The sequence below is a fragment of the Paenibacillus peoriae KCTC 3763 genome (assembly GCF_000236805.1).
Lineage (GTDB): Bacteria > Bacillota > Bacilli > Paenibacillales > Paenibacillaceae > Paenibacillus > Paenibacillus peoriae.
Map to the genome: position 1 here is coordinate 520,445 of NZ_AGFX01000012.1, position 23,543 is coordinate 543,987.

General features: G+C 48.8%; 25 protein-coding genes. 1 reads left to right on the forward strand and 24 read right to left on the reverse strand.

Going from position 1 to position 23,543, the window contains the following annotated elements:
* Nucleotides 1–62: 62 nt before the first annotated feature.
* From KQI_RS26720 to KQI_RS0108910, 23 genes are all read right to left on the reverse strand, one after another.
* Complete coding sequence (locus KQI_RS26720) at nt 63–710, reverse strand: ribonuclease HII (protein WP_010346400.1); 648 nt, start codon at nt 708–710, stop codon at nt 63–65.
* A gap of 140 nt (nt 711–850) precedes the next feature.
* Nucleotides 851–1,711, reverse strand: a complete 861-nt coding sequence (gene ylqF, locus KQI_RS0108805) for a ribosome biogenesis GTPase YlqF (protein WP_010346401.1) — start codon at nt 1,709–1,711, stop codon at nt 851–853.
* An 87-nt stretch (nt 1,712–1,798) separates the two neighbouring features.
* Entirely contained in the window at nt 1,799–2,425 is a 627-nt protein-coding gene (gene lepB / locus KQI_RS0108810) for a signal peptidase I (protein WP_010346402.1), read from the reverse strand.
* Between the two features lie 101 nt (nt 2,426–2,526).
* On the reverse strand, nt 2,527–2,871 hold the full coding sequence (gene rplS / locus KQI_RS0108815) for a 50S ribosomal protein L19 (RefSeq protein WP_010346403.1): 345 nt from the start codon (nt 2,869–2,871) through the stop codon (nt 2,527–2,529).
* A 227-nt stretch (nt 2,872–3,098) separates the two neighbouring features.
* Complete coding sequence (gene trmD / locus KQI_RS0108820; protein ID WP_010346404.1) at nt 3,099–3,914, reverse strand: tRNA (guanosine(37)-N1)-methyltransferase TrmD; 816 nt, start codon at nt 3,912–3,914, stop codon at nt 3,099–3,101.
* Nucleotides 3,914–4,429 carry a ribosome maturation factor RimM gene (gene rimM / locus KQI_RS0108825; RefSeq protein WP_010346405.1) on the reverse strand — a complete coding sequence of 172 codons (516 nt, stop codon included), beginning with the start codon at nt 4,427–4,429 and terminating at the stop codon, nt 3,914–3,916. The genes trmD and rimM overlap by 1 nt, the downstream gene beginning before the upstream one ends.
* Nucleotides 4,430–4,525: 96 nt before the next feature.
* Entirely contained in the window at nt 4,526–4,756 is a 231-nt protein-coding gene (locus KQI_RS0108830; protein WP_007429995.1) for a KH domain-containing protein, read from the reverse strand.
* A gap of 23 nt (nt 4,757–4,779) precedes the next feature.
* Nucleotides 4,780–5,052, reverse strand: a complete 273-nt coding sequence (gene rpsP, locus KQI_RS0108835; RefSeq protein ID WP_007429994.1) for a 30S ribosomal protein S16 — start codon at nt 5,050–5,052, stop codon at nt 4,780–4,782.
* Nucleotides 5,053–5,117: 65 nt separating this feature from the next.
* A complete protein-coding gene (gene ffh, locus KQI_RS0108840; RefSeq protein ID WP_010346406.1) occupies nt 5,118–6,494 on the reverse strand; it encodes a signal recognition particle protein in 1,377 nt (458 codons plus the stop codon).
* Between the two features lie 51 nt (nt 6,495–6,545).
* Entirely contained in the window at nt 6,546–6,914 is a 369-nt protein-coding gene (locus KQI_RS0108845; protein ID WP_010346407.1) for a putative DNA-binding protein, read from the reverse strand.
* Nucleotides 6,915–7,089: 175 nt separating this feature from the next.
* Nucleotides 7,090–7,740: a PAQR family membrane homeostasis protein TrhA gene (gene trhA / locus KQI_RS0108850; RefSeq protein ID WP_010346408.1), complete on the reverse strand. Its 651-nt coding sequence runs from the start codon at nt 7,738–7,740 to the stop codon at nt 7,090–7,092.
* A 207-nt stretch (nt 7,741–7,947) separates the two neighbouring features.
* Nucleotides 7,948–8,964, reverse strand: a complete 1,017-nt coding sequence (ftsY, locus tag KQI_RS0108855; RefSeq protein ID WP_010346409.1) for a signal recognition particle-docking protein FtsY — start codon at nt 8,962–8,964, stop codon at nt 7,948–7,950.
* Nucleotides 8,965–9,002: 38 nt separating this feature from the next.
* Complete coding sequence (smc, locus tag KQI_RS0108860; protein ID WP_010346410.1) at nt 9,003–12,572, reverse strand: chromosome segregation protein SMC; 3,570 nt, start codon at nt 12,570–12,572, stop codon at nt 9,003–9,005.
* A 271-nt stretch (nt 12,573–12,843) separates the two neighbouring features.
* Complete coding sequence (gene rnc / locus KQI_RS0108865; RefSeq protein ID WP_007429987.1) at nt 12,844–13,542, reverse strand: ribonuclease III; 699 nt, start codon at nt 13,540–13,542, stop codon at nt 12,844–12,846.
* 12 nt (nt 13,543–13,554) lie between these two features.
* A complete protein-coding gene (gene fabF, locus KQI_RS0108870; RefSeq protein WP_010346411.1) occupies nt 13,555–14,793 on the reverse strand; it encodes a beta-ketoacyl-ACP synthase II in 1,239 nt (412 codons plus the stop codon).
* A 225-nt stretch (nt 14,794–15,018) separates the two neighbouring features.
* Nucleotides 15,019–15,252, reverse strand: a complete 234-nt coding sequence (locus KQI_RS0108875; RefSeq protein WP_007429985.1) for an acyl carrier protein — start codon at nt 15,250–15,252, stop codon at nt 15,019–15,021.
* A 109-nt stretch (nt 15,253–15,361) separates the two neighbouring features.
* On the reverse strand, nt 15,362–16,111 hold the full coding sequence (gene fabG, locus KQI_RS0108880) for a 3-oxoacyl-[acyl-carrier-protein] reductase (protein ID WP_010346412.1): 750 nt from the start codon (nt 16,109–16,111) through the stop codon (nt 15,362–15,364).
* 42 nt (nt 16,112–16,153) lie between these two features.
* The gene (gene fabD / locus KQI_RS0108885) at nt 16,154–17,095 is read right to left on the reverse strand and encodes an ACP S-malonyltransferase (protein ID WP_010346413.1); all 942 of its coding nucleotides are present in this window, start codon (nt 17,093–17,095) and stop codon (nt 16,154–16,156) included.
* Nucleotides 17,096–17,174: 79 nt separating this feature from the next.
* The gene (locus KQI_RS0108890) at nt 17,175–18,164 is read right to left on the reverse strand and encodes a beta-ketoacyl-ACP synthase III (RefSeq protein WP_010346414.1); all 990 of its coding nucleotides are present in this window, start codon (nt 18,162–18,164) and stop codon (nt 17,175–17,177) included.
* Nucleotides 18,165–18,172: 8 nt separating this feature from the next.
* Nucleotides 18,173–19,165 (reverse strand): phosphate acyltransferase PlsX, encoded by a 993-nt coding sequence (gene plsX / locus KQI_RS0108895; protein ID WP_010346415.1) that lies wholly within the window; start codon nt 19,163–19,165, stop codon nt 18,173–18,175.
* Nucleotides 19,149–19,745 carry a transcription factor FapR gene (fapR, locus tag KQI_RS0108900; protein ID WP_007429980.1) on the reverse strand — a complete coding sequence of 199 codons (597 nt, stop codon included), beginning with the start codon at nt 19,743–19,745 and terminating at the stop codon, nt 19,149–19,151. The genes plsX and fapR overlap by 17 nt, the downstream gene beginning before the upstream one ends.
* A gap of 276 nt (nt 19,746–20,021) precedes the next feature.
* A complete protein-coding gene (rpmF, locus tag KQI_RS0108905) occupies nt 20,022–20,195 on the reverse strand; it encodes a 50S ribosomal protein L32 (RefSeq protein ID WP_007429979.1) in 174 nt (57 codons plus the stop codon).
* Between the two features lie 189 nt (nt 20,196–20,384).
* Nucleotides 20,385–20,903, reverse strand: a complete 519-nt coding sequence (locus KQI_RS0108910; protein WP_010346416.1) for a YceD family protein — start codon at nt 20,901–20,903, stop codon at nt 20,385–20,387.
* 284 nt (nt 20,904–21,187) lie between these two features.
* On the opposite strand from KQI_RS0108910, the gene KQI_RS0108915 reads away from it, so the two are divergent.
* Nucleotides 21,188–22,423, forward strand: a complete 1,236-nt coding sequence (locus KQI_RS0108915) for a nucleotidyltransferase (RefSeq protein WP_010346417.1) — start codon at nt 21,188–21,190, stop codon at nt 22,421–22,423.
* Here KQI_RS0108915 and KQI_RS0108920 read toward each other — a convergent pair.
* The gene (locus KQI_RS0108920) at nt 22,413–23,444 is read right to left on the reverse strand and encodes a YlbL family protein (protein WP_010346418.1); all 1,032 of its coding nucleotides are present in this window, start codon (nt 23,442–23,444) and stop codon (nt 22,413–22,415) included. The genes KQI_RS0108915 and KQI_RS0108920 overlap by 11 nt on opposite strands.
* Nucleotides 23,445–23,543: the final 99 nt, after the last annotated feature.

Here is a 23,543-nt window from a genome sequence, read left to right on the forward strand (position 1 = left end):
CAAAAGGGTCTATTTTATTAGGTATACATTATATCGGCATAGTCCCGTTTCGTAATAAGGCTTTACAGATCAAACAGCGTCGGCTGCTCTGTCAGCAAATTGCCCAAAAAACTGCGTCTATGCATCTCCGTAGGCCCTAGCGCCAAAATTTGTTCCCTATGCAGCTTGGTAGCATAGCCTTTATGTATACCGATTCCGTATTCAGGATACTTTGCATCCCATTCGCCCTTGCACAGCCGATCACGGGTAACCTTCGCGATAATAGAAGCCGCCGCAATAGATTGGCTGTTCGCATCTCCCTTAATGATGGACAGCTGAGGAATGGGGACATCCACCTTCTCAGCATCCACAAGTAAATAATCAGGAGATACAGACAAAGCCTCAATAGCCTGCTTCATCGCCAAACGAGCTGCCTGTTTAATATTGATCTCATCAATCGTCCGCGCATTTACATAGCCTACTCCTACAGCAATGGCCTTCTCCATAATCAACTCGTAGTATGCTTCTCTCTTCTTGTCCGTCAGTTTTTTGGAATCATCCACGCCCTCCAGCAGCTCACCTACTGGTAAAATAACGGCTGCAGCCACGACATCCCCGAACAAACAGCCTCGGCCTACCTCGTCAATACCAGCGATTCGCTCACAGGATTGCTCCCAGCACTTTTTTTCATAATGCAGCATATCCTTCACCACTACCTCTTTATCTTCCATACTCAATACCTGCCCATCTATATGTAGTTTTACACTTCATTCATGCCACATACCAAAAAACCTTCCACCTCTCCGGAGAGATGGGGAAGGTTCTTCCTTGCCGCAATTTGCTATGTTCTGTCTTGGGCACCTGACCCCAATCAGTAAGGAGCTTCCAAACTGAAACGTCCCAGCTTCCCTGCACGCAACTCGCGCAAAATAATTTTTGACGCCTTTTCGAGATCTACACGTCCGCCACTAACAATACAGCCACGTTTACGTCCGATAGCCTCCATAACGCTGACAACATCATCAGGATTTTCTGTATCCTCAGGACGTTCGGTAAGCTCAAAACGCTCTGCCATGGCATCCCAATAATATTGGACAAAATATTTTGTCGCGAAAAAGGCGATATCCTCAACATTGAGAATTTCTTCCTTGATCGCACCAGTCACTGCCAGACGATAGCCGACGTTCTGATCCTCAAATTTAGGCCACAAAATGCCCGGTGTATCCAGCAACTCAATTTCTCCGGTCTTGATCCACTGCTGTGCCTTCGTTACCCCCGGACGATCACCCGTAGCTGCAATATTACGTCCTGCCATTCGGTTGATCAGTGTCGATTTGCCAACATTCGGAATACCGACAATCAAGGCACGTATAGGACGCGGATTCATTCCCTTGGAGATCTGCCGATCTATTTTTTCCTTAAGCAACAGCTTGGCCTGGACCGGAATTTCCTTCATTCCTGTCCCTGTCGTGGCATCCACCTGAAAGGCGATATGCCCCTGCTCCTTAAAGTAGGCAATCCACTGCTGCGATACGACCGGGTCCGCCAAATCTGCCTTATTCAAAATAATCATTCGCGGCTTTCCTTGCAGAATATCATCAATCATTGGATTTCGGCTGGAAAGCGGCAATCGAGCGTCAATCAGCTCAATTACCAAATCAATCAGCTTTAATTTTGCTTCAATTTGGCGGCGCGCTCTGGTCATATGACCAGGAAACCATTGAATCGTCACCGTCATCACCTCATTGATCGCAACTCCTGCCTTTACCTTTTAGGCTCCTGGCTAGAATTACGGCAGCTATGCTGCATATTAGTTATTTTAGTGGTTAATCCACTGCATATCCTTCGCTGGCCAGAAAATGACGTCAGCTCGGCCCACGACTTCCTTCAAATCAACATATCCAATCATCCGACTGTCTGTGCTATTGGAACGGTTATCGCCCATAACAAAAATATGCCCTTCTGGAACTTTTCCATCCTTAAACTTCTCATTTGGAAAATTGGTAAACTTGTTGTAAAGCTCGCCATTTTGATGTGCTTCTGCCACGGGAGCCTTGAGATAAGGTTCCTGAATCGGCTTACCATTCACTGTGATCGTGTCACCTTCTACCTTGACCGTATCACCCGCAACGGCAATGACGCGCTTGATGAAGTCTCTTCCTTCTTCCGGGACATGGAACACAATCACTTCACCCGGTTTAGGGTCACGAAAATCATATAAAATCTCATTTACAATGACACGTTCTCCCGTATGAAAGTTAGGCTGCATCGACGGTCCATCCACAATAAACGGCTTAAAGAGAAGCCAACGGATTAAAAAGACAAGCACTAACGCAATAATGATGGCCTTTAGCCACTCAAAAATCTCTTTTTTTGGTTTACGCTTGGACTTATCATCCTGATCGGTTGGCTGCTGCACAGCTCCTTGTCCTACTTCTTGCTCCATAGCTCACTGTCCTCTCTTTACGGTCAATAATCCACAGTTCCCTATGTACGTAGAAAAAACGAAAGGAGCTTGTAACCAAGCCCCTTTCGTTATTCGTTGTATTAACGACGAATTTCTTTAATTCTCGCTGCTTTACCGCGCAGTTCACGAAGATAATAAAGCTTCGCACGACGCACTTTACCACGGCGAGCCACGTCGATTTTATCGATTTTTGGGGAATGAAGCGGGAAAGTTCTTTCCACACCTACACCGTAAGAAATTTTACGAACTGTAAAAGTCTCACTGATTCCACCACCACGGCGTTTAATTACAACACCTTCAAACAACTGGATACGCTCACGAGTTCCCTCGATAACTTTCACGTGCACTTTCAAAGTGTCACCAGGACGAAAGTTAGGCAAATCTTTACGCAGTTGTTCTTCAGTGATCGCTTGGACGATATTCATCTATGACTCCCTCCTTCCGTACAGGTGTTCATGTTTCTTCTGGAAACACAACCGTTTCCTTCATCATCCACAGAGGACCACCGTATTACACACAACAGATGTATTGTATCATGGAGGTTACCGCATTGCAACAACAAAAAGGGATTTGACCAAACATTATTTAATTGACTTCATTATAGAACAGGTCACTACCTGCTTTCAAATCCACTCATGTCTAAAGCGCTTTATCACTTGTCCCCCGAACAGTCAGATTTGCGCTGCTCCCCAATCCACACGCGCTCCTTGCCTGTCAGCTCAGCCTTCTCCAACAGGTCAGGTCGGCGTTCCACCGTACGGCGCAATGCCTCCTGTCTTCTCCATGCATCAATATTAACGTGATGCCCCGACAACAGCACATCAGGTACTTTCCAGCCCCTAAACTCAGCAGGACGCGTATAATGCGGGTACTCTAACAGCCCCGTGCTAAATGAGTCTGTAATTGCACTTGTTTCATTGCCCAGCACTCCCGGCAGCAGCCGTGTCACACTATCAATAACAGCCATTGCTGGCAGCTCTCCACCAGTCAGTACATAATCACCGATAGAAAGCTCATCCGTCACCAAATGCTCGCGAATCCGCTCATCATAGCCCTCATAATGTCCGCATATAAAAATAAGATGGTCCTCTTGGGCCAGCTCCTCCGCTTTCTTTTGCGTAAAGGTCTCACCTTGTGGACACATCAAAATGACACGCGGAGCTTTCAAATCAGCGTTTCCTTCGATCTTCTCATGATGGACGACTCCGTCGGCAACCTCTAATATGGGACGCTCTGATTCATCCAACAACGCTTCCACCGCGGCAAAAATAGGATCGGGCTTTAATACCATACCGCCACCACCGCCATAGGGCGTATCATCTACCTGTCCATGCTTGTTACCGGCATACTGGCGAAAATTAACCGCTTGTAGTGAAACTATTCCCTTATCCCTTGCTTTTCCCAGAATACTTGCATTAAATACGCCATCAAACATTTCAGGAAACAGAGTCAGCACATCCACCCGCATTATAGCAGCCCTTCCATCAACCGTACCGTAGCCCGCTGTTCACGCACGTTTACATTCAAAATAACACTCTCTATATATGGCAATAGCAGTTCCTTGCCATTAGGCATTTTGACTACCCATACATCATTGGCTCCTGGAGTCAAAATTTCTTTGACCACACCAAGCTTTTCTCCGTCATCTGTAATGACTTCCAGGCCGATAACTTCATGAAAATAGAATTCATTTTCTTCTAGCTCGCCTAGACGTTCAGCAGATACCTTCAACAAAGTACCTTTGTATTTTTCAACATCATTGATATTATGATATTCCTTAAATTTGACGATAACCATATTTTTTTGAAAACGCGCTGTCTCCACAGTTACGGGAACCGGTGTTTTACCATCCGCCGGAACAATCAATAGCTCGCTGCCTTTGGCAAAACGATCCTCTGGAAAGTCAGTTGTCGTTAATATTTTAAGCTCGCCGCGAATTCCATGGGTATTCACAATTTTCCCGACATTAAACAATTGCTGCATCGTGTTCCTCCTGCATATAATCGGTCCGCTCCATATCATCTTCATCATGTACGAAAAAGGGTTAGGACATACATCCTAACCCACTTTCGTATATCTTTAAGATATGATGTCTACGGTAACCCGTTTATCCATCTTAACGGCTGCTGATGCAACCACAGTGCGAAGCGCCTTGGCGATACGCCCCTGCTTGCCAATGACTTTACCTACATCCTCAGGATGCACACTAAGCTCATATACAACAAGCCGATCCTTCTCCAAGGTCTTCACGGTTACATCATCCGGATGATCGACTAAAGCCTTAGCAATGATTATCACTAATTCTTCCATGGTTGACCCTCCGTATCAGCACCTTATTTCTGTGTTTTAAGCTCATGAAACTTTTTCATCACGCCCGCTTTGCTAAGCAAGTTGCGAACAGTGTCGGATGCTTGTGCACCATCTTGCAACCATTTCAGCGCTTTATCTTCATCAATTTTTACAACCGCTGGTACTGTAATAGGGTTGTAATAACCGATTTCTTCGATAAAACGACCGTCACGCGGGGAACGGGAATCAGATACCACGACGCGATAGAAAGGAGCTTTATGTGCACCCATACGTTTCAGACGAATACGAACTGCCATGAAAATTCACCTCCTTCAAAAAGTAGACTGTATATGTTATCCATCATTCCAATGGCCTCAGAGCCTTATCGGAAAGGAAACTTCAAGCCCTTACCCATACCTTTTAACTGCTTCAGAGCCTTGTTTTTGCCGCCTTTAGGCCCCATCATATCTGAGAACTGCTTCATCATACGGCGCATTTCGTCAAATTGTTTAATCAGACGATTTACCTCAGCCAATGACGTTCCACTACCTACGGCAATCCGTTTGCGCCGACTATGATTAATCATATCCGGGTTTTGTTTTTCCTGTGTGGTCATTGAATGCACGATAGCCTCAATACGGCCCATCTGCTTATCATCCACTTTGATATCTTTCATTTGCTTCATGTTGCCCATGCCGGGAATCATATCAAGAATCTGATCAATCGGGCCAAGCTTTTTAACCTGATCCATCTGCTCCAGAAAGTCTTCGAAAGTAAACTCAGCATTGCGCATTTTCCGTTCCATTTCCTTCGCCTTGTCAGCGTCGATATTGGACTGCGCTTTTTCAATCAGGGACAGCATATCGCCCATACCCAAAATCCGTGAAGCCATCCGTTCCGGATGAAACGGCTCCATCGCATCCAGCTTTTCACCCAATGTAGCAAACTTGATCGGGCATCCTGTCACAGCCTTAACTGACAAGGCCGCGCCACCACGAGTGTCGCCATCCAACTTTGTCAGTACAACCCCCGTTAGCTCCAGGCTACTGTTAAAGTGCTCTGCAACGTTAACTGCGTCCTGCCCAGTCATGCTATCTACCACCAACAGAACTTCGTCTGGCTTGACGTTAGCATGAATCTGGCGCAGCTCTTCCATGAGCTCTTCATCAACATGAAGACGACCAGCAGTATCTATAATAACGTAATCATTACCGTTATCCTTGGCATGCTGCAACCCCTGCTTTGCAATATCTACCGGGCTTGTCTGATCTCCAAGGGTAAATACAGGTGCATTGATCTGTTCGCCGAGAATCTGGAGCTGCTTGATCGCCGCCGGTCTGTAGATATCACCAGCTACAAGCAACGGACGATGATTTTGCTTTTGCAGCAGCTTCGCCAGTTTGCCAGACGTCGTCGTCTTACCTGCACCCTGGAGACCCACCATCATAATGACTGTAGGCGGCTTGTTAGCTTTGGCAAGCTTGGCCTGGCTGCCACCCATCAACTCGGTCAGTTCCTTGTTCACGATGTCGATAATGACCATACCCGGCGTAAAGCTGTCCATGACTTCCTTACCAACGGACTTCTCTTTCACCTTGGCAATAAAGTCCTTTACAACCTTGAAGTTAACGTCCGCCTCAAGCAAAGCCAATCGTACTTCACGCATCGCCTGAGCTACATCATCCTCAGACACTTTCCCTTTGCCGCGCAGTTTACTGAATACATTTTGCAAGCGAGTCGATAATCCTTCAAATGCCATACTTTCGCACCTCCTTGTCTACCAGGGTTGTTTATTACTCATTTATATGACCTACAATTCCTGCAGGCGATTTACAATTTGATGAACACGCTGCAGAGTGCCTTCATGGGGCTCGCCCATCTTACCGAATGCCTCCTGCAACGCTGCATTTAGTTCTTTCAGATCTTGGCTTCTGCGTTCATGCTTGCTCAGCAATCCAAGCTTTTCCTCATACATTTCCAGTACCTGTTCAGCACGTTTAATATGTTCATACACTGCCTGACGGCTAATTTCAAATTCCGAAGCAATTTCTCCCAGAGAAAAATCATCATGGAAGTAATATTTCAGAAACATCTGTTGCTTCTCCGTAAGCAGAGGTTCATAGAAGTCAAACAGTCGGTTAATTCGGTTTGTCTTTTCCAGCCGATTCTCCTGACTCATCACCAATACCTCCATTGCCTCCATCGTCAAGGAAAAACACTTTACAGTTCTTTTCAACGTTCCTTATCATACATAAAAGAAAAGAAGATGTCAAGCGTTATCCCTTGTCATACAAAAAAAAGCCGCTCCACAACCCTTGAATGGAATTACGGATCGACTTTTTTCTCCCTGTTCCTTAAACCCTGACTGGAGTAAGATACAGCAGAATTGCCAGAAAATGAAGTATGCTGCCTGCCAAAACAAACAGATGCCAGATTGCATGATGATACGGAAATGCCCGCCATACATAGAAAATCGTGCCCAATGTGTACAGAAGACCACCTACGAACAATAACGTCATTCCTCCGGCGGGAACTACCGCCACCAAAGGGTTCCAGGCAATGATGATGAGCCAGCCCATCACAATGTAAAACACGGTGGACATGAACAGAAAGCGTTTGGTGAAGAACGCCTTGAACAGCACACCGACCAAAGCGATCCCCCATACCACTCCAAACAGCGTCCAGCCCAAGGTCCCTCGCAGTGCAACAAGCATAAACGGGGTGTAGCTGCCTGCAATGAACAGGTAAATGCAAGAATGATCGAATATTTCGAACAAATCCTTCAATTTCCCCTCACGGAGGCTATGAAGCAACGTGGAATTGGTGTACAACAGCAGCATGGTTATCCCATAAATCGTAAAGCTGACGACATGCCAAGCAGTCCCTTTTAAGCTGGCAAAAACAATGAGCAGCACAAGCGCCGCCACACTTAAAACGACTCCAATTCCATGTGTAATGGCGTTGGCTACTTCCTCCCGTCGGGAATAAGTATAGGTGTTCACCATCGGTTCTTCACCCGGCTTTCTGTAAAATATTTTATATACCAAAATATATGTCCGGCATCGACAGACCCATTGCTCTCATTATATATCTCTACGATATATATCTCCACCATCTCGAGCAGCAACAGGCCAAGTCCAAGCCCCGGACCTGATAAGCTAGACGATTACAAGACGTCCTCCATACTTTCAGTCCATCCCGCACAACCTAAATCAATGCTGCTCTTCCTCGCCAGCAGCACTTGCTTCACTAGCCTCTTCCTGAATCAAGCCTGCAAACAATGCATGGACGAATTGCTCAGAATCAAACGGTTGAAGGTCATCCACTTTTTCACCTAAGCCCACCAGTTTAACAGGCAAATTCAGCTCTTGACGGATTGCCACAACAATTCCACCCTTCGCTGTACCATCCAACTTTGTCAGCACCAGCCCGGTTACGCCACTTTTCTCTCCAAACAGCTTGGCCTGGTTCAGTGCATTTTGTCCAGTCGTGGCATCTAGTACCAGCAGTACTTCGTGAGGAGCGTCCGGAATTTCGCGCTGGATAACACGGAAAATTTTGTTCAGCTCCTCCATCAGATTGCTTTTATTCTGTAGACGTCCTGCAGTATCACACAGCAAAACATCTACCTGACGCTGCTTGGCAGCCTGTACGGCATCATACATAACCGCAGCCGGATCGGAACCGGATTGCTGCTTAATGACCTCGACACCTGCCCGTTGACCCCATACCTCCAGTTGTTCAATCGCACCGGCACGGAATGTATCTCCAGCAGCCAGCAGCACTTTTTTACCCTCTTGTTTAAAACGGTGAGCCAGCTTGCCGATCGTTGTTGTTTTGCCGACACCGTTGACCCCGACGAATAGAATGACTGTAATTCCATTAGAGCTCATTTGGAGCTGACTGTTGTCATTGCCCCGCAGCAGCTCGGATAGCTTTTCCGACAATACAGGCTGAAGCTCAGATGCATCCTCGATTTTACGTTTTTTCACTTCTACCCGCAGGTCCTCTATGAGGGTCATCACTGTGTTGACACCTACGTCCGCTCCGATCAGAATTTCTTCCAGTTCCTCATAAAACTCCTCATCAATCTTTTTGCGGCGAATCATCAAATCCGTCACTTTTTCAACAAAGCCTTTTCTTGTTTTTTCAAGGCCGTCCTTAAACTGTTTTGTGACGGATTCCGTTTTGCTTGCAATGCTTTCCTTTAATTTTCTAAAGAAGCTCATAGATTCCCTCCGTTGATCTGAAAGTATGTTCATTTATATCAGGCAATTTCAGCTTCATCATCGTCCAGCTTGACAGATACGAGCTTGGAAACCCCGCCTTCCTCCATCGTAACCCCGTACAGCACGTCGGATTCTTCCATTGTGCCCTTACGGTGAGTAACTACAATGAACTGTGTCTGCTCCGAGAATTCCCGTAAATACTGTGCGAAACGCACTACGTTGGCTTCATCCAATGCAGCCTCTACTTCATCCAGCACACAGAATGGAACAGGTTTAACATGTAAAATGGCAAACAGCAGCGCCATCGCCGTTAACGCTCGCTCACCGCCCGACAGCAGCTGCAAGTTTTGCAGTTTTTTGCCCGGTGGCTGAGCTACAATGTCAATTCCCGTCTCCAGTAGACGTTCCGGGTCAAGCAGCACCAGATCGGCACGTCCGCCTCCGAACAGCTTGGAGAAAACCGTGCCAAATTCGCGCCGAATGGCATCGAACGTAAATTTGAAACGTTTGGACATTTCATCATCCATTTCACGAATAACCTGATAGAGCGTGGTTTTGGCCTCCACCAAATCAGACTTTTGCTCATCGAGAAACGTATAACGCTCATGCACACGCTGATATTCCTCAATCGCACCCAGATTGACCTCGCCCAGCCCGGAAATACTGCGTTTGAGCCTTTGCACTTCAGCCTGCGTGCCTTCAATATCTTCCGGTACCGGATAGCGCTGCTTGGCCAGCTCATAGCTGAGTTCATAATCATCGCTTAATTTTTTGAGCACGTTTTCCAGCTCTACATCAAGCCGATTCACTCCAATTTCCGTTTGACGAAGCTGCTCTTCAACCGATTTAAGCTGGATTCGCTGCTCTTTTGTCTCGTTCTCAGCCAATTCCAGCTTTTTGGACAAGCTGCTGCGTGCAGCCCGTTTGAACTCCAGCTGCTGGGAGGCTTCTTCCTTTTTCAAACGGTATTGATTGAGATTTTCAATTTGCTTTACGCTCTCCTGCTCATTGGTCAGCAGATCAGCCTCGATGGAAGCAAGCAAGGTTTTATTCTGTCTCGAATCCTTGCCAAGCGTATCATAATCTCCACGCAATCTGCGCAGCTGCTCTTCCAATGAAAAACGCTCCTGATCCAGCTTACCTTCTCTAACCTTGAGATTGGTAAGTTCCCCCTGCAGCTGCTCTTTGGCAGATTCGTTGGCTTTACGAGCAAATTCGGCGGCGTGGATGGCTTGATGGGTTTTCTTCTCTTCCTCTTCCAGCGCAGCCAACTTGGCCAACGCTTCTTCACGTGCAGTTTCCAACTCTTTTATCTCCTGGTCGAAGCCCTTTTTCTCCTGACTAGACGCAGCCACCTGTTCTAGCACATGACGCAGTTCATGCTCCAGCTGCTTGAGCTCCATTGCGGTCTGCTGCTCTTCGCCGCGCTTCACATCCCCGGCCTGACGCAGCTCCTCCAAACGGATCTGTGTCTCCTCCAGCTGACGTTTGGTATCCACGGCGCTTTGACGCAGCCTCTCAATTTGCTGCTCCGTATCTAAAATGTCCTGATCCAACTGATCCAGCTGACGTTTTCGTCCAAGCAGATTGGCATTTTTCTTAAACTGGCTACCACCAGTCATGGAACCACCTGCATTGACGACATCACCTTCCAGCGTCACAACACGATATCTATATTGGCAACGGGCAGCAATCCGGTTCGCATCTTCCAGCGTACGGGCTATGACCACATTCCCCAAGAGGCTGCCTACAATTCCGGCATACCGTTCATCATACTGAACAAGATCCGCGCCGATTCCGACAAAGCCCTCAGCACTTTCCGCAATTTGGCGCTCCCCCGCACCGATTTGGCGCGGCCGAATGACATCCATAGGCAAAAAAGTCGCTCTACCCAATTGGCGTTGCTTCAAAAAACTGATCGCCTGTCTGGATACCGATTCATTTTCCATGACGATATGCTGTACGGAAGCGCCCAAAGCCGTTTCCATCGCCTGCTCCAAATGCTCAGGCACCCGAATCAGCTCCGCCACCGCTCCGTGTACACCATGCAAGGTTTCTTTGCGTGCAGCCTTCAAAACTTCCTTGACACCCAGCATAAAGCCGTCAAAGTCATCCTGCATTTCCTTCATCGTATCTCGGCGCGAAATTTGAGCCTCACGTTTTTGTTCCCATTTACGAATGGTGCCTTGACTTTCTTCCAGTAGCTTTTGCAGCGCCTGGTACTTTTCACTCCCCTGAATATATCCACTGCGCAGACTACTGATTTCCTGTCCCAGCTTCTGAACTGCAGCTTCCAATCCCTTTTTGCGCTGATCCAGCTCGACTTTTTGTGCTTCCCATTTACCGGATTCGTCACTTACACGGTTCACCCGCCGCTCCAGCGCTTCCTTCTGCTGGTCGGTATAACGGATTTCGTTGCGCGCCTGTGCCATTTGGTTCATCAGTTCCAGCAGGTTGCCTTTAAGGCTTTCCTCCTGTTCCTGGCTGATGCCGCCTGTGACACCAATCAGCTTGGCCTCTTCATCAGATAGCCTCGCACGCAGCTCTTCAAGCTCTACAATTAATGCAGACAGCTTTTCATTCAGCTGATCCAGTTCATTTTTGCGATCGGAATGCCTTGCCTCGCTCGTGCTGAGCGATAAAATAAGCTGTTCCCGGTTAGCCTGCAGATTGCGAGTACGCTCTTTCAGCAATTCACCGTAGCCTTCGCTCTTTTCTGTGGCCTCACTGTACTGCAGCAAATCACTTTGCAGGCGTTCGACTTGCTCCTCAAGCTGACGCAATTCATTACGCTCACTCTCCAGCATCGCATCGTGGCGGGATACCACCGTAGACAACTGAAGCTGCTCCTGCTGTAGCAAAGCTAGCTTGGAAGTCGCATCGCTCCACGAAGTATGAATTTGTTCAATTTGATGGACGTACATCGAAATCTCTTTTGATTTCAGCTCGCTACGCAGCTCTTTATAATGAATCGCCTTTTCCGATTGCTCCTTAAGCGGACCGATTTGATCCTCCAGCTCGCTGACCAAATCGTGAATACGCAGCAAATTTTGCTCCGTGTCATCCAGCTTGCGAACCGCCTCTTTTTTACGTGATTTATATTTTACAATACCCGATGCTTCCTCAAAAATACCTCGACGGTCCTCGGATCGGGTACTCAAAATCTCTTCAATACGCCCCTGCCCGATAATGGAGTAAGCCTCTTTACCAATCCCTGTATCCATAAACAGCTCGGTAATATCCCGAAGTCTGCATGATTGTCGGTTAATGAAATATTCACTATCTCCACTTCGATGCACACGGCGAGTTACCGTAACTTCGCCAAAATCCAGAGGCAATGCCTGATCTTCATTATCCAGCGTAAGCGATACTTCACCATAATTAACAGCCTTGCGAGCATCACTACCAGCAAAAATAATATCCTCCATTTTGCCGCCACGCAGTGATTTGGCGCTCTGTTCGCCCAGCACCCAGCGAATGCCATCGGAAATATTACTTTTTCCGCTTCCGTTAGGTCCGACGACTGCCGTAATGCCGCGGACAAATTCCATTTCCGTTTTATCTGCAAACGATTTGAAGCCCGCCAGCTCAATGCGCTTTAAAAACATGTTCAATCTCACCTCTAACATTTCAAATATGCTTGTACAACACCGGTTACCTGATGGGCATGAATTATCCCTATTGTAGCACAAGACTACTTTGGATAAAGCATACTATCAACGTTCAACACCAACGTTCAACGCACTGCAGCCAAGCCACGAAAAAAGAGCAAAACGCAGTCCATTCGCCTTTGCGGGCCGGGACTCCCCCGCGGACTGCCCTTTGCTCTTACTTTGTGTCCCCTGCTTGCGTAACCCATCCGGGCCGCACAGGTGCCGATTACGATTCAGCCAGTTTCAAACGGTTTAAAGCTACTGCCGCCGCTTGCTGCTCAGCTTCTTTTTTGGAGCGTCCTGTACCCGCCCCCAGCCGTTCGCTGTCCATATATACCTCGGCTACAAACTCGCGCTCATGGGCAGGTCCGCGCTCCTCCACAATCCTGTATTCAAGCATCCCCATGTTATGATGCTGCGTCAGTTCCTGAAGCTCTGTTTTAAAATCACTCATCTGGAGCTTGCCATTTAACACAATTTGAGGAAAAATATAACGTTCCAGAAACGACCGGACGGCCTCCAGACCCTGATCCAAATAAAGCGCGCCTACGAACGCCTCGAACACGTCAGCGAGCAAAGCCGGACGAGTACGTCCACCCGTCAGCTCTTCACCTTTTCCAAGCAGTACGTATTGCCCGAACTCAAGCCCGACAGCAAACTTCACCAGAGAAGGCTCGCAGACAATAGCTGCGCGCAGCTTGGTCAGTTCGCCTTCGGGTCGGTTAGGGTATTGATTGTACAATTGCTCGGATACAGTCAGCTCCAGCACAGCGTCACCTAAAAATTCAAGGCGCTCATTGTCTGCATGCTGACTGAATCTATGCTCGTTTACGTAGGAAGCGTGCGTAAAGGCCTGCTTCAGAAGCTGCCGATTGTTGAATTGAATATGAAGTTTCTGCTGTAATTGCTTCAAGTCTCCACTCAACGAACTGACCCCTTACGCTTCATATTTTTTTAGAATAACCGTAGCATTGTGACCGCCAAAACCAAAGGAATTGGACATAACCACATTCAGTTCCGCTTTTCTTGGCTTATTAGGCACATAATCAAGATCGCATTCCGGGTCTTGATTATCCAGATTAATCGTTGGCGGAATCGTCTGATGCTGAAGAGCAAGACTACAGATTACGGCTTCAACGCCGCCCGCTGCACCCAAGAGATGCCCTGTCATTGACTTGGTCGAGCTGATTGCTACCTTATAAGCATGCTCTCCAAGCGTTTTCTTGACTGCTTCCGTTTCCGATTTATCACCCACTGGAGTCGATGTACCGTGAGCATTGATATAATCAATCTCTTCCGGCTTCAATCCAGCATCGCGGATCGCCATTCTGATACAGCGCGCCGCGCCCTCTGGATCAGGCTCCGTCATATGATGAGCATCGCCAGAAAGACCGTAGCCAATCACTTCGCCGTAAATACGTGCACCACGCTTCAAAGCATGATCCAACGATTCCAGAATCAGAACACCAGAACCTTCGCCCATCACGAATCCATCTCTTTCCGTATCAAAAGGACGGCTTGCCTTTTCAGGTTCATCGTTGCGTGTGGACATCGCCCGCATGGAACAAAATCCAGCCATACCGATCGGGCGAATCGTCGCCTCAGCACCGCCACAAATCATAACGTCAGCATCACCACGTTGAATCATCCGGTAAGAATCACCGATAGCATGACTGCCTGTGGCACAAGCCGTTACTGGCGATGTATTGGGTCCTTTGGCACCGAGTGAAATGGACACTTGACCGGAGCCCATATTGGCAATCATCATCGGAATAAAGAAAGGGCTTACGCGTTTAGGTCCCTTTTCAATTAATGTATGATGCTGATCCTCCCAAGTACCCAATCCGCCAATACCGGAACCTACAGATACACCTACACGCTCAGCTTCCGCATTCTCTCCGATAACAAGTCCGCTATCCTTAAGCGCCAGTTTACTGGCTGCAACCGCGAACTGTACAAAGCGGTCCATTTTACGTGCGTCCTTGCGTTCAATGTAATCCTCTGGATTAAAATCCTTAACGGAAGCGGCTATTTTCGTTGGGTACTCAGTTGTATCGAAAGCTTCGATTGCGCTGATGCCGGATTTTCCAGCCATCAGATTATCCCACAGTGTGTTCAAATCCTGTCCCAGCGAAGTGATTACACCCATTCCTGTTATGACAACTCGTTGTTTCAAAGATAATCACCTCTATGTCTACTGCAAATTGTATTTTAAGGTCGCACGCTTTGTGCGCAGAAATAATATAGAATCAACTAAAGTTAGTAATGCCGCATAATCTTCAGCCTTTGACTTAGTAACGCCCAGTCAAGCTCAAAATACACGGCAATTCCGTCTTTAGTTCAATCTGTATAATTAGGAGAAAGTCCCGCCTGTAACAGAACGGGACTTTGTTGACATGAATTAGGTATGAGATTGTATGTACTTTACAACTTCACCTACAGTTGTAATTTTCTCTGCATCTTCATCAGAGATTTCCATATCAAACTCATCTTCCAATTCCATAACCAATTCAACTACATCGAGAGAATCAGCGCCTAAATCATCTTTAAAAGATGCTTCAAGTGTAACTTCGGCTTCGTCGGCTCCCAAACGGTCAACGACAATGCGTTTTACGCGCTCCAATACGTCGGACATCCGGCTCACCTCCTCCTTAGGTATTATACGAAAATTACAATTAAAATGCCATAGAAGAGAGTTTTCATTCATTACTCTTCATCGGGGCATGCGGATCGGCAACACATAACTACATGTACATGCCGCCATCCACATGCAAAGTCTGGCCCGTCATGTATGAGGAAGCGTCAGTGGCCAAGAACAGCACCACGTTCGCAATTTCCTCAGGCCGTCCGAGACGGGCCAGCGGAATACTGCCAAGCATACTATCACGCAAATCGTCAGCCAGCACCTGCGTCATCTCCGTATCAATAAATCCGGGAGCTACACAGTTCACTGTAATGCCTCTCGAAGCAAGCTCTTTGGCAGAAGATTTGGTAAGACCAATCACGCCTGCTTTAGCAGCTACATAGTTTGCTTGACCTGCATTGCCAAGTACACCAACAACAGAAGAGATATTGATAATTCGACCGGAACGCTGCTTCATCATAGGCCGTGTAGCTGCCTTGAGGCAATTAAACACACCTTTCAGATTCGTTTCGATCACTTGGTCGAACTCTTCTTCCTTCATACGCATGATTAAATTATCTCTTGTTATTCCGGCATTATTCACCAAGATGTCAATCTTGCCCCAAGCGTCGATAACATCCTTGATTAAACGATCCGCCTCGTCAGCACGCCCGACATTGGCCTGAACCGTAATAGCTTCCACGCCCTTGGCTCGAATCTGCTCTGCAACCTCAGCCGCAGCCGCTTCGCTGCCAGCATAGTTTACCGCCACATTAGCGCCTGCTTCAGCCAGCGCCAGCGCGATACTACGGCCAATTCCACGCGACGCTCCCGTAACCAGCGCCGTTTTTCCACTTAATGGCTTAGACATCATAGTACCTCCTAACAAGTATATAGGCAATCACTAAACCTTTTAGCGGGCCTCCAAGGCCTCTATTACAGTAGCAAACGATTCCAGGCTGCTTATATTATACAGCTTAACCGTTTTGTCGATCTTTTTAACCAATCCGGTTAAAACACTTCCCGGCCCAAACTCAATAAAGGTGTCAACACCCTGCTCCAGCAGCCATGCCACGCTGTCCTCCCACAGTACCGGGGAATAGACCTGCTCCACCAGCAGCTGGCGAATTTCGTTACCCTCACGCACAGGTTTTGCCGTTACATTAGCCACAACCGGAACTTGAGCTTCAGAGAAGGCCACAGACTTCAGCTTGCCGGAAAGCTTGGTTGCCGCTTCCTTCATCAATGAAGAGTGGAAAGGACCGCTGACCTCCAAAGTAATAGCGCGCTTGCCGCCTGCTTCCTTGACACGTTCAGCGACCGCAGCTACACCTTCCTTCGTGCCAGATACAACAATTTGTCCTGGGCAGTTGATATTGGCCAATTCGACCAGTTGACCAGACTCCGTAATATCACGGCATAGTGCTGCCAGCGCTTCACGGTCAGCTCCCAGCACAGCAGCCATTCCGCCTTGTCCAGCAGGTATGGCCTGTTCCATGAACTCGCCACGTGCACGAACGATTTCAACCGCGTCCCCGAATGCGAGGACACCGGAAGCAACAAGTGCGCTGTATTCCCCAAGACTGTGTCCAGCCACATAATCAGGACAAATCCCTTTTTCCTTGAACACTTCATATAATGCAATGCTTGCCGTTAACAGCGCAGGCTGTGTATTCGATGTCTGTTTCAAGGCTGTGTCCGGCCCTTCAAAAATCAGTGTGCTTAGCGCGAAGCCCAACCGCTCGTCCGCTTGACGGAACACTTCCTGTGCAGCTGGAATCGCTTCATAAGCGTCTTTAGCCATACCTACAGCTTGTGAACCCTGACCAGGAAATATAAATGCCGTTTTGCCCATCTTGTATGCACCTCTCTGTATCCAATGCTTATCCTGTAAAATACCAGAAATTCAGTATTCTATCAAATCGGCCGATTCCTTACCAGACAAGAACCGACGCCCCCCAGGTCAATCCACCGCCGAAGCCCACCATCAATACCCGGTCGCCTTCCTTCATACGGCCTTCCTCAGCTGCTTCCACAAGAGCCAGAGGAATTGATGCTGCCGATGTATTTGCATATTTATTAACATTAATAACTACCTTTTCTTCTGGTAAATCCAAACGCTGCATTGCCGATTGGATGATGCGAATATTGGCTTGATGCGGAACGAACAGATCGATGTCATCCTTGGTCAATCCTGCTTTTTCCAATACATCAACCGTGGCCGTCCCCATTACACGGACCGCAAACTTGAACACTTCGCGTCCGTTCATGTAAATATAGTGCTGTTTGTTTTCCAACGTATCCGCACTCGCAGGCAAACGCGAACCGCCAGCTGCCAGGTTCAGCAAGCTGCCTCCTGCACCTTCGGCACCGAGATCAAAGGATTGAAATCCTCTTCCTTCAGATACTTCACCAATCACTACAGCTCCTGCACCGTCTCCGAAAAGAACACAGGTATTGCGGTCAGTATAATCTGTAATCCGGGAAAGACAGTCTGCCCCAATGATCAACGCATTGTTATAAATCCCTGTCTTAATGAAGCTTGTTGCCGTTGCCAGTCCATACACAAAACCCGAGCATGCTGCAGACAAATCAAAAGCCGCTGCACCTTTTGCTCCCAGCTTGTCCTGAAGAATGCAGGCAGTTGACGGAAACGCCATATCCGGTGTAACCGTAGCTACAATGATCAGATCCAAATCTTCTGCCGTCATGCCAGCAGACTTCAACGCCTTAATCGCCGCTTCATAAGCCAAATCAGATGTAGCCTGCTCCGGGGCCGCAATATGGCGCTCCTGAATCCCTGTACGACTGACAATCCATTCGTCACTGGTTTCTACGATTGCTTCCAGATCTTTATTGGTCAGAATTTTCTCAGGAACGTATTTCCCCGTTCCGATAATACCAACCGGCCGTAATTTATTCATATCGTCACTCACTTCCTGCTAATTTCCTTGGATATACTTTCCACCAATCGGTTTTGCAAGGCCGTGCGGGCCTGTCTTACCGCATTTTTGACGGCAATACCGTCAGATGAACCGTGACTTTTCAAGACGAGTCCGCTCAGCCCCAGCAAGGGAGCTCCGCCATGCTCCTTATAGTCCAGCTTATCCTTTAGACTGCGAAGTTCGGGCATAATCAATGCCGCCGCCAGCTTGGTCTTTAAAGACTTGGTGAACTGCTGTTTCAGGAGAGAAAATATCGCTCCGGCCGTACCCTCCAGCGATTTTAACATGATGTTTCCGGCAAATCCGTCGCATACCAGCACATCACAATTTCCGGTTAGCACATCTCTGGATTCCACATTACCCACAAAATGGACAGGCAACTGCTCAATAAGAGGAAATGCCAGTTTTGTCAATTCATTACCCTTCCCAGCTTCGGTCCCGACGTTCAGCAGACCTACCCTTGGAGAAGCCATACCGTGAACTTTCTGACGATACAGGCTCCCCATCAATGCATACTGGGCGAGATGCTCGGGCTTGGCATCCATATTGGCTCCCAAGTCCAGTGCCAACACACCCCGATCATCAATCGTCGGTATCATCGGGGCAAGAGCCGGACGTTCAATCCCTTCCATTCTTCCAACCACCAGCAATCCTGTGGTCATTAGCGCACCGGTATTGCCTGCAGATATCATGGCATCCGCTTCGCCTTCTCTGACCATTCGGCCAGCTACAACCATTGAGGCATCCTTTTTGCGCCGTACTGCCTTTACAGGCTCGTCTTGCGCATCGATCATTTCAGATGCATGACGAATGCTGAGGTTCGCAGGCAGCGTTCTACCGTTCAGAACCGATTCAATCCGTTCACGGTCACCAACCAGCGTAATGTCTGCATCCTTCCATTCCGCCGCCGCAGATAGCGCACCCTCTACTGTCGCCTCAGGGGCATTGTCTCCTCCCATGGCATCAATGGCGATCCGCATGCTGACTTCCTCCTTCGCTATACTCTTCCTCCGTGGAGCGATAAATGACAAAGTTTCCTTGGAATACCATTTCTTCCCCTACGTAGGCAAATACCTCCACTTTGGCCTTCCCTTTTTGCTCAGGATTTGAGCGTACATATGCCTTGGCAATACACTTCTCCCCCAAATGAACAGGGCGGACAAAGCGAATATCCGCCGAAGCGGTCAATGCTATCTCATCATTAATCACGGCGACGGCCAATGAATTGGCTTGAGCAAAAACATAATGCCCCCGTGCAATACCGGTGCGTGAAAAGATATGCTCCTCTTTGATTTCAAAGATGGAAATACCGCTTCGGTCCAATTGGAGATCAACGATATCCCCGATCACTTCATGCAAAGGCAAAGAACGAACCTGATCGTAGGATCGCTCAGCCATCAGCTTTAGCCGCTCCCGCAATTCCGGGATTCCGAGTTCCATTCGGTCCAGCCGAATCGTCTGGATGCTTACCTTCAGTTGTCTCGTCAATTCCTGATCCGTTACGAACGGATTATCATCAATCAATTGAGTCAGCCGCTGCTGTCTCTGTCTTTTCGGCAAACGTTCGATGTCAGTGACGCCTCCTTTCCCTGCAATAAACTGCCGTTCAGCCGACGGTTCGGGTTACTTCACGTTCTAACGGCAAAACTTCGAGCCTGTTTGTTATCTTGTATGTATAAAGGAACCCCTTCGGCCCTTCTTTCTTAGAACCTGGTACTAAAACAGTATATAGCATGCTGACACAAAAAGAAAGCATGCAAATAAAAAAAGTGACGCCTCACTGGAGTGAAGCGCCACTTTCCCTGCGAAGATTCCAAAGAATCCACTTATCGGACATTATTGAGAGATAATCTCTCTAGCTTTGTACGTTCCGCAAACTTTGCACACATGGTGAGCAAGTTTCAATTCGCCGCATTCGGAGCATTTCACCATACCTGGTACTGCCAGTTTAAAGTGAGTACGACGTTTGTCGCGACGAGTTTTGGATGTTCTCCGTTGAGGTACTGCCATTATTCCCACCTCCTTAACCAAATCGACCCCGCAAAAGCGGGTATGACTTCTTATCTCATTCAAGACTGAAGGTAACTAGCGGAAGCAGTTACTTTACAGCCGGTGAATCAAGCCTGCAACATCCATGCACGGGTTCTGTAACTCCCCAGCACAAGCGGATGATGATTTTTTCAGAATTGAACTCAATTCTTATTTAAAAAAATCCTTAAGCCCTGCCAGACGCGGATCAATCTTGTCCGTACTGCCATCATCACTGTCATCGGAGCCGATACTCCAGTTTTGTCCAGCCGCTGGTGCGATCCCCTGACAATTCTCACTGCACACAGGCGCAAACGGCACGTTCAGTACAAACAGTTCTTTGCAATACGGTGCAATGTCGAAGGAATCCTCCGTCACAGCGATAAATTCGCCATCTTCATCCTCCTCTTCACTACCTGAAGAGGTTTGCTTGAACCGTTCACGGAATTCAATCTTCAAATCTTCGTGCATCGGGCTCAAACAGCGTGAACACAGCATGTCCAGACCTGCGGTCAGCGTGCCTTCCACGCTCATCAAGCCTTGACCCAGACTAACGGCGACCAGATCGGTCTCCAGCGGGGAAACGGCCGTAACATCAGCACGATCATCCACCAATTCACTCACGTTTAGAGATTCACGGATCGGAAAAGGACCGTCACTTGTTGCTACTTTGCGAAAAAATAGTTGCATCACTATCACTCCAAACAAACAAAAATTATTATACCGACTGATCGAGTCGTTTGTCAACACCTTTCACTTTACACCACATACAAACCCATTGATCTTCCAATGGTACAGCACGTTTTATGAGGAAGAGAAAATACGTTGCACGGATCATGTACCTGAGCGTATTCGTACCCCCGCCACTCTTCGTGTACAATAATGCGAGTATAAAGCTTTTTGCTTCAGGTCTCAATGACTTGTTCAGAATAGTTACCCGGATCAGCTATAAAGAAGGGAGTCGACATACCGCCTTGAAAACACTCGGAGTTATTGTAGAGTATAACCCGCTGCATAACGGACATGTTCAACACTGGAAGGAGTCTCTTCGCATCACTGGCGCAGAGCGCACGGTGGCTGTGATGAGTGGTCCTTTCCTCCAACGGGGGGAACCCGCGATTACGGACAAATGGTCCCGCACCGAAATGGCACTCGCCATGGGCGTGGACCTGGTTGTGGAGCTGCCTGTGGCCTATGCCATTCAGCCCGCAGAATGGTTTGCCCACGGGGCGGTCGCCCTGCTCCGCGCCACGGGCGTTGTCGACGCGCTCTGCTTCGGCAGCGAGAGCGGAGACATCGCGCCGCTGCGCGCGCTGGCCCGCGTGCTGGCGGCAGAGCCGGCCGAGCTCAAGGCCGGCATCGCGCAGCGCCTGCGCAGCGGCGCGAGCTATCCCGCCGCCTACGCAGGAGCCGCATCCGCGCTCGCGGCCAAAGGGGCGGACGGCGCTGCGCTCGCCGCCCTCATGCAGCAGCCCAACAATTCGCTCGGGCTGCATTACTTGATTGCGCTGGAACGGCTGGGCAGCACATTCAAGCCCTTCACCGTAGCCCGCACCGGATCGGGCTACCATGAAGCCGTGGCGCCCGCGGACGGAGTCATCGCCAGCGCCACGGCCATCCGCCGTCTCCTGCTGGACGGCGGGCCGGAGGCTGCGTCGCCGTATGTACCAGCGGCGACACTGGAGATTTTGCGGCGCGAGTGGCAAGCCGGACGCGCGCCGCTGCAATGGGAAGCGTTCAGCCAGCCGCTGCTGAACGCCCTGATCACGCGCAGCCCGCAGCAGCTGGCGGAGCTGCACGAGGTCACCGAAGGGCTGGAGCATCGCCTGCGGCAATCGCTGTACACGCTGCCCCAGCCCTCGGTCGAGGCATTACTCGCCGCCGTCAAGACAAGGCGATATACTCGTACGAAGCTTCAGCGTATGCTTGCACATATTTTGCTGAATCATGCCAAAGCCGATATGTCCCCCGCTGAGCTGGCGAAAGGCCCCGGTTATATCCGTGTGCTCGGCTTTAATGCGGCTGGACGCGAGCTGCTGGCACGAATGAAGCAGACAGCAACTCTTCCTGTATGGGTCAAGCCGTCTGCCGGCTCACATCCCCATCTGGATTGGGATACGGCCGCTGCCGCCATACATGCAACCGGGATGCCGCATCCCGCCATCCGCGATATGTATGCCGATTACTTGCGACCGCCCATTATGGTTTAATGGGCAGCTTTTCCATATAATTCAGCGCATCGTCAAGCGTGCGCACCGGAACGAGCTTCATCCGGGTTCCGATTTGCTCAGCTTTGGCCTTAGCTTCTTTATAATTATCTGCCGGGACAAAAAACAATTCTGCACCCTGACGGTCAGCGGCGACAATTTTATATTTTGCACCACCAATCGCTCCTACCTGACCGCCCTTATCAATAGTTCCCGTACCGGCCACACGATATCCCTTACTCAGATCACCGGGCGTCAATTGGTTATAAATTTCCATCGTAAACATTAAACCTGCCGAAGGCCCGCCAACATCTGTGGATGTAAAATGAATCGTCTTGCGTCCATCCTTCGGCTCTACCTTTTGCACCGTGGCAATGCTGACGCCAAAGCCGGGACGTTGTTTGTCCGTCTCACTGTCCGTGATCGTCGTTAACGGAGCTTGCACCGTCAGCAAGGTGCCATTGCGCTTGAGCTTTACCTGGGCTTTGGTCCCCGCCTTCTCATTTTCCAAGGCAATCCGAATGGAGCGATTATTCGTTACCCTCGTGCCGTTCAACTCCAAAATTTTATCTCCAGGCTCAAACGCGCTGTTTGAGCGGGGCACCTTAAACACATACACATAATCCGGCACAATCCGATACGGGATATGGGCACGGCTGTAGGCAGCCTCCATGGCGGAAGACTGGGAATCCCCCATATACCATACCTGCTCTGCTGTGTATTCGTCCTCACTTCTTCCGTGCAGTCGGTCCTCCTTGCGCTGAATCTCCGAATTGCTATCCAGCCTGGACATGCCCAGCATGATAAGATTGGCATAACGTGCCGATACTGTCGTCATCATAAAGGTGCCACGTTCGTTACGGTCACCTTCCTGGACTGTAACCATCGGCTTAATCTCGTTGGCCCCACCTGGTCCATAGATCAGATAAGGGGTTGGCATATAGACCAGCACATAGACCATTGCGGTCAGCATCAAAACATAACCGATTGAAAAAAGAGCACTTTTACGGCTGATTCGCTTCATCGCTTCTCCCCCTTTCAGCCCGACTTCCTATCCTCCGCCAATCAATCCTGCGCACCTGCTTGTTCTCAAGCCTTTCGAATAAGCATACATTGTTTACAA

What these genes read in the sequence shown, in the direction of transcription:
- KQI_RS26720 (WP_010346400.1), bottom strand. Translation starts at nt 710, where the DNA reads ATGGAAGATAAAGAGGTAGTGGTGAAGGATATGCTGCATTATGAAAAA.
- lepB (WP_010346402.1), bottom strand. Translation starts at nt 2,425, where the DNA reads ATGGAGCAAGAAGTAGGACAAGGAGCTGTGCAGCAGCCAACCGATCAG.
- rplS (WP_010346403.1), bottom strand. Translation starts at nt 2,871, where the DNA reads ATGAATATCGTCCAAGCGATCACTGAAGAACAACTGCGTAAAGATTTG.
- trmD (WP_010346404.1), bottom strand. Translation starts at nt 3,914, where the DNA reads ATGCGGGTGGATGTGCTGACTCTGTTTCCTGAAATGTTTGATGGCGTA.
- rimM (WP_010346405.1), bottom strand. Translation starts at nt 4,429, where the DNA reads ATGCAGCAATTGTTTAATGTCGGGAAAATTGTGAATACCCATGGAATT.
- KQI_RS0108830 (WP_007429995.1), bottom strand. Translation starts at nt 4,756, where the DNA reads ATGGAAGAATTAGTGATAATCATTGCTAAGGCTTTAGTCGATCATCCG.
- rpsP (WP_007429994.1), bottom strand. Translation starts at nt 5,052, where the DNA reads ATGGCAGTTCGTATTCGTCTGAAACGTATGGGTGCACATAAAGCTCCT.
- ffh (WP_010346406.1), bottom strand. Translation starts at nt 6,494, where the DNA reads ATGGCATTTGAAGGATTATCGACTCGCTTGCAAAATGTATTCAGTAAA.
- KQI_RS0108845 (WP_010346407.1), bottom strand. Translation starts at nt 6,914, where the DNA reads ATGAGTCAGGAGAATCGGCTGGAAAAGACAAACCGAATTAACCGACTG.
- trhA (WP_010346408.1), bottom strand. Translation starts at nt 7,740, where the DNA reads ATGGTGAACACCTATACTTATTCCCGACGGGAGGAAGTAGCCAACGCC.
- ftsY (WP_010346409.1), bottom strand. Translation starts at nt 8,964, where the DNA reads ATGAGCTTCTTTAGAAAATTAAAGGAAAGCATTGCAAGCAAAACGGAA.
- smc (WP_010346410.1), bottom strand. Translation starts at nt 12,572, where the DNA reads ATGTTTTTAAAGCGCATTGAGCTGGCGGGCTTCAAATCGTTTGCAGAT.
- KQI_RS0108875 (WP_007429985.1), bottom strand. Translation starts at nt 15,252, where the DNA reads ATGTCCGACGTATTGGAGCGCGTAAAACGCATTGTCGTTGACCGTTTG.
- fabG (WP_010346412.1), bottom strand. Translation starts at nt 16,111, where the DNA reads ATGTCTAAGCCATTAAGTGGAAAAACGGCGCTGGTTACGGGAGCGTCG.
- fabD (WP_010346413.1), bottom strand. Translation starts at nt 17,095, where the DNA reads ATGGGCAAAACGGCATTTATATTTCCTGGTCAGGGTTCACAAGCTGTA.
- KQI_RS0108890 (WP_010346414.1), bottom strand. Translation starts at nt 18,164, where the DNA reads ATGAATAAATTACGGCCGGTTGGTATTATCGGAACGGGGAAATACGTT.
- plsX (WP_010346415.1), bottom strand. Translation starts at nt 19,165, where the DNA reads ATGCGGATCGCCATTGATGCCATGGGAGGAGACAATGCCCCTGAGGCG.
- rpmF (WP_007429979.1), bottom strand. Translation starts at nt 20,195, where the DNA reads ATGGCAGTACCTCAACGGAGAACATCCAAAACTCGTCGCGACAAACGT.
- KQI_RS0108910 (WP_010346416.1), bottom strand. Translation starts at nt 20,903, where the DNA reads ATGCAACTATTTTTTCGCAAAGTAGCAACAAGTGACGGTCCTTTTCCG.
- KQI_RS0108920 (WP_010346418.1), bottom strand. Translation starts at nt 23,444, where the DNA reads ATGAAGCGAATCAGCCGTAAAAGTGCTCTTTTTTCAATCGGTTATGTT.